This window comes from Methylobacterium symbioticum (genome assembly GCF_902141845.1).
GTDB lineage: Bacteria > Pseudomonadota > Alphaproteobacteria > Rhizobiales > Beijerinckiaceae > Methylobacterium > Methylobacterium symbioticum.
This window is the reverse complement of the sequence record NZ_CABFPH010000042.1, coordinates 35,120-44,756: the sequence shown is the minus strand read 5'-3', so window position 1 is coordinate 44,756 and position 9,637 is coordinate 35,120. Positions and strand designations below refer to the sequence as shown.

Below are 9,637 nucleotides of genomic sequence, written 5' to 3'. Positions count from 1 at the left end.
ATCGGCTTGATCTGGTTGCGCAGGAAGAGGATCGCGACGCCGAGCAGGACCATCGAGGACCCGGTCATCCACACCAGGAAGATGTGCGAGTTGGACGCGACATCGGCCAGAGCAGAGCGAGGACCGCGGCGGCGGTCATGCCCGCGAGAATGAACCAGATCGGCGTCATCGGACCCTATCGATCGGACCGAACTTGGGCCCGTGCGCCAGGGTACGGGCGCGCTTCCGCCCGCACGATCCCCGGATTCGGCGACACGGTGTCACGCGAATCGCGCCCGAAAATCAAGAGCGCGCCGCCTGCCGGGGCGACGGGGCGGGATTGTCGAGCCGGGTCGAAACGTTTTCGTCTGGACTTGCTCTGACCTTCACGCGTTGTGCGCCGCGTCTTGCGTTTTGCTCTGCGATATTCTCGTTCAACTGTTGCCGGACTGTGCGACTTGTGCGAGAGAGAGCGCGTCCGCACAAGGCTTGGCGGGAGAGCCCAGATCGGCGTGAGCCGGTTATGGCGTCGTGGAGCGACCGCCCCCGGAAGCTTCAAGGCACAATCCCGTGGAGTTGGACGATCTGGAGTGTGACGCCTTGCGCGTCCCGACGGGCAGGAGGCCGGGCACGGCTCTTCGGCTCCCAGGTACTCGCGACAGAGGGGGGCAGCCGAGTGGTTGACGGGCCACGGGCCCGCTGTCGTGGAGAATGCGGCATGTTCCGAGACGACGCCTTCCAGGACGATCCCGCAGACGCGTTCGAATACGTGCTCGACCGGCCCGATCGGTGCTGGAACTACGAGCCCTCGCGCGCCGAGGTGTTCAAAGAATTCGCCGCTGCCGTCTACACCACGGATGCCGAGGGCTGGCTGACCTACTACAACGATGCGGCGGCCGAGCTCTGGGGGTTCCGGCCGGTGCTCGGCAAGGCGCGCTGGTGCGGCTCCTGGCGCCTCTACGAGCCTGACGGCACGCTGGTGCCCCATGGCGAGAGCCCGCTGGCCGTGGCTCTGCAGACGGGGGTGATCACCCGCGGCCAGCAGATGCTCTTGGAGCGGCCGGACGGCACCCGCGTGCCGATCATCCCCAGCCCGACCGCGCTGCGCGACCGCACCGGCACCCTGGTTGCCGGCTCGAACGTGCTCCTGCGCGTGTCCTCTGCCCGGCCGCGGCGCCGGCTCGGCCGCGAGGCCGCTCGGTCGCGCCTCGCCATGACCGCCTGAGGCCCGGCTCGGCGCGCCTCCTCGGATCCATCACGCCGCAAGAGCCGTTCCCGATCGCGCCGCGATCGGGAACGGCTCCGAAGTCTTGTTTTGACGCGCTCTCTTGCGCCGAACCGGTGTCCACTTCGGCTTAAGAGCGCTCTGGCCCTGCCCTTGGCGGCCGGCTGGCGCCTCCCTTACACCGGGCGGAGACGGCGGGCCGGCGCGGGCTGCCGGTTCGACGAGGAAGCGGGACCGATGACCGAAGACCAGCCCGAACCGCTCGACGAGATGACCCGGCTGCAGGCCAAGTTCGCTGCGATGGAGATCGTCGTCGGCGTGCTGATCGGCCGCCTGGCGGAGGAGAATCCCGAGATCCGCGAGGACGTGAAGCGGGACGTCTCGGTGATCCTCGCCGACATGGCCGGCGGAAGCGAGAGCGAGGAGCTGGTCGTCACCGAGGTCCGGCGCGCGGCTGCGCTCCTGACGAGCGTCTCGGTCTCCTGATCGCGGAAACTCTCTCCCCGGCATGGTCCGGGCGGCGTATGCTGTCGGTCTCGCGGCCATCCCGGCCGCACCGGCCGAACGGATCGGAGGGCTCATGTCACAGCCCGCGGCTTCCCCATCCGACGCGAGCCTGTCTGGCAAGACGTGCCGCTTGGTCCGGGCCGACCGCTCGGTCCGCGGCAAGCAGGGGCTCGACTACACGGTCGGCATCTCGGCCGAGAGCGTCGGGGCGCAGGGGATCCACCTGCAGCTCGTGACGATCCCGCCGCTGGCGCGGGCCAAGGCCCATCTCCATGCGGGCCACGAGACGGCAATCTACGCCCTGAGCGGCGTCTCCGGCTGCTGGTACGGCGAGGGCCTTGAGGAGCACGCGGTCGTCCGGCCCGGCGACTTCTTCTACATCCCCGCCGGAGTGCCTCATCTGCCCTACAACCCGAGCGCCGACGAGCCCTGTGTCGCGGTCATCGCCCGGACCGATCCGAACGAGCAGGAGAGCGTCGTGCTCCGGCCGGATCTCGATGCGGTCCGGGCCGGGACGGGCGGTTCCTGAGCGGTCCGGCGCGACCATGCGCGCAGGCTGGCAAGGGGCCCACGCTCACGGTCCGGCTCGGCGACAGACCATAACGCAGTTGTGAAACGCCGCCGCGGCATCCGGGCCGCGCGGCGCGGAACCGGACGGCGCACGGGCACTTGTCGCGCTGCCGATGATTCGGGTTCATCCGAGAACCGGAAACGGCGCCTGACGACCTCTTCGATCCGGAGATCGCCATGACCTCATCGCGCCCGATGGCCGCGCCGAGCGCCGCGCGCCAGCCTTCAGCCGCGACCCTGCGCGGCCTCGACGCCCTCAACTTCTTCCTGGCCGACGTGCGCGACGGTCTCGGTCCCTATCTCGCCATCTACCTCCTCGCCGTACGCGGGCCCGACCAGGGCTGGAACGAGGCGACGATCGGCCTCGTCATGACCATTGCCGGGATCGCGGGCCTGATCGCGCAGACGCCGGCCGGCGCGCTGATCGACCGGACGCGCGCCAAGCGCGCCATCGTCATCGCCGCCGCGCTCGCGGTCACCGCGAGCTGCCTCGTCCTGCCCTGGATCTCCAACTTCTACCTCGTGGCCGCGACGCAGTCGCTCTCCGGGATCGCGGGCGCGATCTTCCCGCCGGCGCTGGCCGGCATCACCCTCGGCGTCGTCGGTCCGAAGCTGTTCTCGAAGCGGGTGGGGCGCAACGAGGGCTTCAACCATGCGGGCAACGCCGTGTCCGCCTTGCTCGCGGGCGGTCTCGCCTACCTGTTCGGCCCGGTCGTGGTGTTCTGGCTGATGGGCATCCTTGCCCTCTGCTCGATCGGCGCGATGCTGATGGTGCCGGCCTCCGCGATCGACGACGACCTCGCCCGCGGCCTGGATTACGCGGAGACCCAGGATTGCCAGCAGGCGTCGGGCGTCGGGGCTCTCCTGCAGAACCACAGCCTGCTGCTGTTCGCGGTGCTCTGCGCCGCCTTCCACCTGGCCAATGCCGCCATGCTGCCCTCGGTGGGCCAGCTCCTGACGAAGGTGGTCGGCAAGGACTATGCGACCTCCCTCATCGCGATCTGCATCGTCGCCGCCCAATGCGTGATGGTGCCGATGGCGGTCATGGTCGGGCACAAGGCCGACGGCTGGGGACGCAAGCCGATCTTCCTCGTCGCCTTCGGCTTCCTGGCCCTGCGGGGCGTTCTCTACACGCTCTCCGACAACCCGGTCTGGCTGGTGGCGGTCCAGTGCCTCGACGGCATCGGGGCGGGCATCTACGGGGCTCTGTTCCCCATCGTGGTGGCCGACCTCACCCGTGGCACGGGCCGGTTCAACGTGGCGCAGGGCGCCGTCGCGACGGCGCAGGGGCTCGGCGCCTCGTTCAGCGCCACGCTGGCCGGCGTGCTCATCGTGTCCGCCGGCTACTCGACCGCCTTCCTGGTCCTGGCTGCCGTCGCGGCGGCGGGCTTCGTGGTCTACCTGCTGTTCATGCCGGAGACCTACAACTACGAGCCGCGCCGGGACGACACCGCCGCGGCGCCCCCCGCCCCGCACGTGGTTCCGGCCGAGTAGGGTGTGGCGCAGCGGAGGCGCTGCGCCCAGGCGCAGAGGCGATCAGGGCCCGGCAGAACGGCCGTCGTCCGGTCTCAGGAAGAACTGGCGGAGGGAGCGGGATTCGAACCCGCGATACCGTTTCCGGTATACACACTTTCCAGGCGTGCGCCTTCAACCACTCGGCCACCCCTCCCGACTCCGCGATCGGAGCGGCGCGCGGCGCGTGGCCGGCTGCTCGGGATGCGGAGTGGCGCGTGCTGTACCTGCCAGGACAGCCGGGCGCAAGGCGCCTCGCCACGATTTGCGCAGACCGCCTCCTGGCGGCCCACCCGACGGCCCGCGAGGAACGGGCGCGCGGCTCGCCCGTTGAAGGGGGAAGCTGCGCCGCAGCACGCGATCCGCTCCCGAAACGGCGGTCCGGCGCGGCGCGCGCATCACATCCGAGGCTGGACGCGCGGCATATTCGGGTCGGCCGCCGTCCCAGTCCGTTAGCTGAGGAGGTTCCCATGAGCCTGATCGGACGCATCGTCACCAAGATCCTCGGCAATGAGGATCGGCCCGTCGTCCGCGACGGCCGCAACGCGGATTCGAGCACGCCGATCGGGCGGCTCGTCACCAAGATCCTGCGGAAGTAGCGGGGCCCGGCGGCACGGGCCCCGCCCGTGCCGCTCTACAGGCCGAACAGGGCCATGATCCCGGAGACGATGGCGTAGACGAAGCCGGCATTCAGGGCGACGCCGACCACGCCGATGGCGAGGCCGACCAGCACGACGATGCCGTCGCGCTCCACCAGCCCCAGGCCGACCAGGCAGACCGCGAGGCCGAGCGGGATCTGGCCGATCACCGGTGCGGCGACGATCAGCGCCATGGCGAGGGTCAGGAGCGCCACGCCCATGCCGCGCATGCCGAGCGCGCTCTCGAACACGCTCATCCGCGGGCGCGACCAGCGCTCCAGCCGCTGCAACAGCGGCACCGCGCGGTCAACGGCGCGCTTCACGTCCCGCCGCGGAATCGACCGGCCGAGCAGCCTGCTCGGCAGCCAGGGGGCCGACATCCCGGCCGCGATCTGGATCGCGACGAGCAGCAGCAGCAGGCCGCAAACGAGCGGGATCGGCGGCGGCATCGGCAGGCAGTTCGGCAGGCCGAGCAACACCACCAGCAGCGCGAAGGCACGGTCTCGCAGCACGGCGACGATGTCGCCGACCGTCAGACGGTCCCCCTCCTGGCTCGCCAGGATCGTGAGGACTTCGGACGTTCGTGCACCGGAATACAAGGCTCGACCGCGGTTGGCTGTCCCGGCGCGGCTCTAGCCGAGTTCCGGACGGTCGCCAAGTTCCGAGGTCCACGCTGATCCGGGATGGGCCCGGACCCACAGGTCACGAACAGCCAAGCCGATTCGCAATGTCCGCGCGGGTCTGGATTTCCGTCAGGTTTGTTTCCTGCGCGATTGGCAGACTCGAAGGAGGGGATCGGCCTGACGTTCCTATTTTGTCCGGAGAAAACTGGATCTTCCGGACAGTGAATATTACGATACAGCAGTCATGAGGCGGCATTCCGGGCTGTTCAAAGGGATGCTCGCTGAGGATGTATTTCGTCAGGGATACGCCTGTTGGCTGCATGCCTCATACGGCGCGGATGGAGAGCGGTCGGTGCGGGCATGGCTGCGCCGCTGATACTGGCCTCGACATCCGTCCGTGCGGACGAGACCTGGAATCTCCTGCTGTTCGGCAGCCTGGATGCCGGCGCCTCTACGTTTCTGACCACCGGCGCGAAGCTGGGATTTGGCCGGCTCGACCGCGACGGCTTCCTCCTGCTGGCAAGTTTCGGGACCGGATCGAGGGCGGAGCGCGCGACGTGCGCCTTCGCACCTGCCGTCACCGTCTCTCGCGAACGGCGCACGGCGATGGGTTCGGCCCTCGCCGGTCATCAATGGGTTTCCGATTGGGGCGTCGTCGCGCTTTATGCCGGGCCCGAGGGCTCGGTCGAGATGCTGACGGGCGGGTTCGGCAGCGCGATGCCGCCGCCGCGCTACGGCCTGCGTCTGCACGGTGAGCTCTGGGCCCGTCCGACCGACGACACCCTGGTCCAGGGCACCGCGATTCTCGGCACGGCGCGGATGGATGCCTGGCTGCGCCTTGCCTGGGGATACCGGCTCTGGGGCGCGTATCTCGGTCCGGAGGCGAGCCTCTACGCCGACCGGCTCGGCTACCGGAAATCGGCGCTCGGCCTGCATGCCACCGATTTCGACCTCGGTCGCTTCAGCCTGCGCATCTCTGCCGGACTTCAGACGGAGACGGGTCTGCGCGACCCCTATCCCTACCTCTCGATCTCGGCCTGGACGCCGTTCTGAAGCACCGGCCGTCACGGGGCCCGGCACGCCCGTCTCACGCTCCTGCTAGGGCGGACCGCGCCTGCCGCCTCGCCTCTTACCGTGCCTCTTGCCGCGCCGCCGGCCGCGAGCAAGGTATGACGATGCCCGGGGGGATCTGTCGGGGCAGCCCTCCCGCTCCCGCCGTCGCCATCCAGGTCGCAGCCCCGTCCGCCGGAGAGATCATGAAGTTCGCGTTTGCCGGCATCGATTTCCTCGGCGGCGTCTTCGACGGGCTGCTGGAGGCGGGCTGGACCCCGATCAAGCTGTTCACCCGCCCCTGCGACGGCATCTACGACCACAACGAGACCGTGGTGGCGCGCGCCCGGCAGTTCCGCATCCCGATCCAGCTCTCGCGCATCCGCACGGCCGACCTCGACATGCTGCAGGCCGCGCATGGGCGTGACTGGGCGCTGGTGGTGGCGGGCTATCCCTGGCTGGTGACGGGCTGGCGCGGCCGGGCCGCCTACGGGCTGAACATCCATCCCTCGCCCCTGCCGACCGGACGCGGGCCCTATCCGCTCTTCCGGGCGATCGAGGAGGGCTACGAGAGCTGGGGCGTCACCGCCCACGTGCTGGCGGACGGCTTCGACACCGGGGACATCATCGCGCAGGACATCTTCCCGCTCCCCGCGAATGCGGACCACGAGGGGCTCCTCGCCCGATGCCAGATGGCGGCCCGCCTGATCGCCACGGGCCCGATCGCGCGGGATCTGCCGCAGCGCTGGCGCCGGGCCGAGCCGCAGGGCGACGGCTCCTACTGGCCGCGGGCGACGGATGCCGACCGCACCCTCGATTTCCGCGCCGGAGTCGATGCGGTGCTGCGCCGGGTGCGCGCTTTCGGCGCCATCGAGACCCTGGCGCGCCTCGACGAGGGCCGCATCTTCGTGGCCGAGGCGAGCGGCTGGCACGAGGCGCACGGCCACACGCCCGGTGCCGTGGTGCACCGCTACCGCCGCCACCTCGTGATCGCGGCCCGCGACGGCTACGTCCAGATTACCCGCTGGTCGCCGGTCCCGCTCGCGGAGGCCGGCCGGATCGGCCGCTGAAGCGATGCCGCCGATGCGCCGCAAGGGCGATCTTCCCGTCAAGACCTGCGCGCAGTGCGGCCGTCCCTTCGCGTGGCGCAAGAAGTGGGAACGGGTCTGGGACGCGGTGCGCTACTGTTCCGACCGCTGTCGCACGGAGGCGCGGCGCCAGCGCGTTCAGGAGCCCGAGCGGCCCGGCTGAAGCGCCGCCAGCGCCTCGGGCGTGTCGATGTCGAGCCCGCTGCCCGGATCGCCCGGGATCTCCAGGACATCCGCCCGTGCGGCCAGCAGGGGGCCGGCGCCGCGGTCTCCGTCAAGCCCCGCGAGTTCCGCGGCGAGGCGCCGCCGGTTCAGCAGGACCGGATTGCCGCGGCGTCCGCCCGCGACCGGGACCACGGCGGCCTGGCTGCCGTCGAAGGCGTCGGCAAGACGCGCGACCAGGGCCGGCATGACCCGCGGCATGTCGCCGAGCATCACCACCGCTCCGGCGCAGCGTTCGGGCAGGGCGGCGAGCCCGGCCTTCAGCGAGGTCGAGAGGCCGGCGGCGAAGTCCGGATTCTCGACGAAGGCGAGGTCGAGGCCGGCCAGGGCCGCCCGCACCGGGGCCGCCTGCGCGCCGAGCACGACGACGACCGGCCGCAACCGTGTCGCGAGCGCGGTCTCCGCGGCGTGCCGCACGAGGGGGCGCCCGTCGAGCGCGGCGAGGAGCTTCGGGCGCGCGCCGAACCGGATGCCGCGTCCCGCCGCCAGCAGGACGATGCCGGTCTCAGGCATCGCCGTCCTCGGCGCTCTCGCCGCCGGCGCGGGGCTGCGGGCGGGAGACGATCTCCATCAGGAGGCCGCCGACGCCGAGGGCGACGATGTCGGCGCGGGTCACCGTCAGACCGGCGAGCAGGCGGTGCAGCACCCAGTCGAAGCCGTTCTCCTTCGGCGAGCGGGCGCAGCCCGGTGCGCCGATCACCGGCACGGTGCCGAGACGCCCGACCAGGAGCAGGTTGCCGGGATCGACCGGCATGCCGAGATGGTCGACGCACCCGCCCGCCCGCTCCAGGCCGGCGGGGATCACGTCCTGTCGATCGGCGATGGCCGAGGCGCCGAAGACGATCACGAGGTCGGCCCCTGCATCCGCCAGACCGGCCAGGGCCTCGGCGACCGCGGCAGCCGTGTGCGGCACCCGGTGCTCGGCCAGGATCGCCGCGCCCGTGGGAGCGAGGCGTGCGGCGAGCACCGCGCGGGTGCGGTCGAGCGTCGCCGGCTTCAGGCCCGGCAGCAGCGTCGAGACGACGCCGACGCGCCGACGGCGATAGGGAGCAATGCCGAGCGCCGGTCCGGTCGCCGCCGCGACGGCCCGCGCCAGGGTCGCGCCGGCGACCGCGTAGGGGATGATCTTGACGGTCGCCACCATCTCGCCCGCGACCACCGGCTTGAAGGGCGGCAGGGTCGCGAGGGTCACGGCCTCGTCCACGGCGTTCACCGCATCGACGGTTCCCCGCTCCACGAGCAGCACGCCGGCTGTCTCCGCGTACAGGTTGCAGCGGCCGGTGAACGGCGCCTCGGCGGCAAGGCCGGTGCCGGCGACATGGCGGGCGAGCCGGCCAGCCGCCTCGTCCTCGCCGACATCGCCGGGCTCGAGCCGGACCGCCACCACGGCGTCGATCCCGGCCCGGGCAAGGTCGGCCGTCATCTCGGGCGGGATGATGCGGCCCTTGCGCAGGGTGGTGTCGGCCGTGCGGAGGGTGTGGGCGGTGATGAGCCCGGCGGCCTCGGCCACCGGCACGGGGCCGAATCTCACGCGTGCCCCTCCGGATGGCGCAAGGCCTGCACGATCTCGCCGAGCACCGAGAGCGCGATCTCGGCGGGCGTCGCCGCGCCGATGTCGAGCCCGATCGGCGCGCGGATGCGGGCGGTCTCCGCCTCGGAGAAGCCGGCCTCGGCGAGCCGCGCCAGGCGGGCCGCATGCGTCTTCCGGGAACCCAGCGCGCCCACATAGAAGCAGCCGGCGCGGAGGGCCGCCTGGAGCGCCGGATCATCGATCTTGGGATCGTGGGTCAGGGCGGCGAGCGCGCAGTAGGGATCCAGCGGGGGCACCCGGGAGCCGAGCGCCCGGTCCGGCCATTCCGCCACGAGCTCGGTGCCGGGGAAGCGCTCCGGGCTCGCGAAGGCGGTGCGCGGGTCGATCACGGTCAGCGCGAGGTCGAGGGCGGCGGCCATCGGGACGAGGGCCTGCGAGATATGGACGGCGCCGATCACCACGAGGCGCACGGCCGGCACCTGCACGGTGAGGAAGATCGCGCGCCCCTCCGCCTCGACGAGCCCGCTCCTGCCCGAGGCCAGGGCCTTGCGCAGAAGCGGCGCGAGCGGGTCGCCGGTCAGTGCCTCCGCGGTCACGAGGCGCTGCGTCCCCTCCGCGATGTCGGTGACGAGAACGGCCGGACGGCGCGCGGCCCGCTCGGCATTCAAGGCCTGAAGGGTGTGGTCGCGCAT

13 protein-coding genes and 1 tRNA gene are annotated in these 9,637 nt (G+C 71.4%); 9 read left to right on the top strand and 5 right to left on the bottom strand.

Features of this window, described 5'->3' with window-relative positions:
• The 5 genes from MET9862_RS29825 to MET9862_RS15390 form a co-directional block, all read left to right on the top strand.
• Nucleotides 1–362, top strand: a 362-nt coding sequence (locus tag MET9862_RS29825; protein ID WP_210248107.1) for a hypothetical protein, incomplete at its 5' end; no start/stop codon positions are given.
• 335 nt (nt 363–697) lie between these two features.
• Nucleotides 698–1,204: a hypothetical protein gene (locus tag MET9862_RS15405; protein WP_185156880.1), complete on the top strand. Its 507-nt coding sequence runs from the start codon at nt 698–700 to the stop codon at nt 1,202–1,204.
• A gap of 237 nt (nt 1,205–1,441) precedes the next feature.
• Complete coding sequence (locus MET9862_RS15400) at nt 1,442–1,690, top strand: hypothetical protein (protein ID WP_142583789.1); 249 nt, start codon at nt 1,442–1,444, stop codon at nt 1,688–1,690.
• Between the two features lie 94 nt (nt 1,691–1,784).
• Entirely contained in the window at nt 1,785–2,240 is a 456-nt protein-coding gene (locus MET9862_RS15395; protein WP_142583788.1) for a cupin domain-containing protein, read from the top strand.
• Nucleotides 2,241–2,458: 218 nt separating this feature from the next.
• Nucleotides 2,459–3,775 carry an MFS transporter gene (locus MET9862_RS15390; RefSeq protein ID WP_142583787.1) on the top strand — a complete coding sequence of 439 codons (1,317 nt, stop codon included), beginning with the start codon at nt 2,459–2,461 and terminating at the stop codon, nt 3,773–3,775.
• Nucleotides 3,776–3,860: 85 nt separating this feature from the next.
• On the opposite strand, the gene MET9862_RS15385 is transcribed toward MET9862_RS15390, so the two are convergent.
• Nucleotides 3,861–3,950: transfer RNA gene (locus MET9862_RS15385), tRNA-Ser, on the bottom strand.
• 313 nt (nt 3,951–4,263) lie between these two features.
• On the opposite strand from MET9862_RS15385, the gene MET9862_RS15380 reads away from it, so the two are divergent.
• Nucleotides 4,264–4,392 carry a TFIIS helical bundle-like domain containing protein gene (locus tag MET9862_RS15380; RefSeq protein ID WP_142583786.1) on the top strand — a complete coding sequence of 43 codons (129 nt, stop codon included), beginning with the start codon at nt 4,264–4,266 and terminating at the stop codon, nt 4,390–4,392.
• 35 nt (nt 4,393–4,427) lie between these two features.
• Here MET9862_RS15380 and MET9862_RS15375 read toward each other — a convergent pair whose 3' ends face one another.
• Nucleotides 4,428–5,030: an exopolysaccharide biosynthesis protein gene (locus MET9862_RS15375; RefSeq protein ID WP_280178971.1), complete on the bottom strand. Its 603-nt coding sequence runs from the start codon at nt 5,028–5,030 to the stop codon at nt 4,428–4,430.
• A 384-nt stretch (nt 5,031–5,414) separates the two neighbouring features.
• Here MET9862_RS15375 and bcsS point away from each other — a divergent pair, with 384 nt between their 5' ends.
• From bcsS to MET9862_RS15360, 3 genes are all read left to right on the top strand, one after another.
• Nucleotides 5,415–6,107, top strand: coding sequence for a cellulose biosynthesis protein BcsS (gene bcsS, locus MET9862_RS15370; RefSeq protein ID WP_142583785.1), 693 nt, complete (start codon nt 5,415–5,417; stop codon nt 6,105–6,107).
• 203 nt (nt 6,108–6,310) lie between these two features.
• On the top strand, nt 6,311–7,174 hold the full coding sequence (locus MET9862_RS15365) for a formyltransferase family protein (protein WP_142583784.1): 864 nt from the start codon (nt 6,311–6,313) through the stop codon (nt 7,172–7,174).
• Nucleotides 7,175–7,178: 4 nt separating this feature from the next.
• Nucleotides 7,179–7,355 (top strand): DUF2256 domain-containing protein, encoded by a 177-nt coding sequence (locus MET9862_RS15360; protein WP_185156879.1) that lies wholly within the window; start codon nt 7,179–7,181, stop codon nt 7,353–7,355.
• On the opposite strand, the gene MET9862_RS15355 is transcribed toward MET9862_RS15360, so the two are convergent.
• From MET9862_RS15355 to MET9862_RS15345, 3 genes are read right to left on the bottom strand one after another with little or no spacing between them, the layout of a single operon-like run.
• Nucleotides 7,331–7,927, bottom strand: coding sequence for a nucleotidyltransferase family protein (locus MET9862_RS15355; RefSeq protein ID WP_142583782.1), 597 nt, complete (start codon nt 7,925–7,927; stop codon nt 7,331–7,333). The two genes, MET9862_RS15360 and MET9862_RS15355, sit on opposite strands and share 25 nt — an antisense overlap.
• Nucleotides 7,920–8,945 (bottom strand): molybdopterin-binding protein, encoded by a 1,026-nt coding sequence (locus tag MET9862_RS15350; RefSeq protein ID WP_142583781.1) that lies wholly within the window; start codon nt 8,943–8,945, stop codon nt 7,920–7,922. Before MET9862_RS15350 ends, MET9862_RS15355 begins: the two co-directional genes overlap by 8 nt.
• Nucleotides 8,942–9,637 (bottom strand): XdhC family protein, encoded by a 696-nt coding sequence (locus MET9862_RS15345; protein WP_142583780.1) that lies wholly within the window; start codon nt 9,635–9,637, stop codon nt 8,942–8,944. The genes MET9862_RS15350 and MET9862_RS15345 overlap by 4 nt, the downstream gene beginning before the upstream one ends.

Bases quoted from the DNA above. Each gene is read 5' to 3' on its own strand.
- MET9862_RS15360 (WP_185156879.1), top strand. From the start codon at position 7,179: ATGCCGCCGATGCGCCGCAAGGGCGATCTTCCCGTCAAGACCTGCGCG.
- MET9862_RS15400 (WP_142583789.1), top strand. From the start codon at position 1,442: ATGACCGAAGACCAGCCCGAACCGCTCGACGAGATGACCCGGCTGCAG.
- MET9862_RS15380 (WP_142583786.1), top strand. From the start codon at position 4,264: ATGAGCCTGATCGGACGCATCGTCACCAAGATCCTCGGCAATGAGGAT.
- MET9862_RS15390 (WP_142583787.1), top strand. From the start codon at position 2,459: ATGACCTCATCGCGCCCGATGGCCGCGCCGAGCGCCGCGCGCCAGCCT.
- MET9862_RS15355 (WP_142583782.1), bottom strand. From the start codon at position 7,927: ATGCCTGAGACCGGCATCGTCCTGCTGGCGGCGGGACGCGGCATCCGG.
- MET9862_RS15345 (WP_142583780.1), bottom strand. From the start codon at position 9,637: ATGCGCGACCACACCCTTCAGGCCTTGAATGCCGAGCGGGCCGCGCGC.
- MET9862_RS15365 (WP_142583784.1), top strand. From the start codon at position 6,311: ATGAAGTTCGCGTTTGCCGGCATCGATTTCCTCGGCGGCGTCTTCGAC.
- MET9862_RS15395 (WP_142583788.1), top strand. From the start codon at position 1,785: ATGTCACAGCCCGCGGCTTCCCCATCCGACGCGAGCCTGTCTGGCAAG.
- bcsS (WP_142583785.1), top strand. From the start codon at position 5,415: ATGGCTGCGCCGCTGATACTGGCCTCGACATCCGTCCGTGCGGACGAG.
- MET9862_RS15405 (WP_185156880.1), top strand. From the start codon at position 698: ATGTTCCGAGACGACGCCTTCCAGGACGATCCCGCAGACGCGTTCGAA.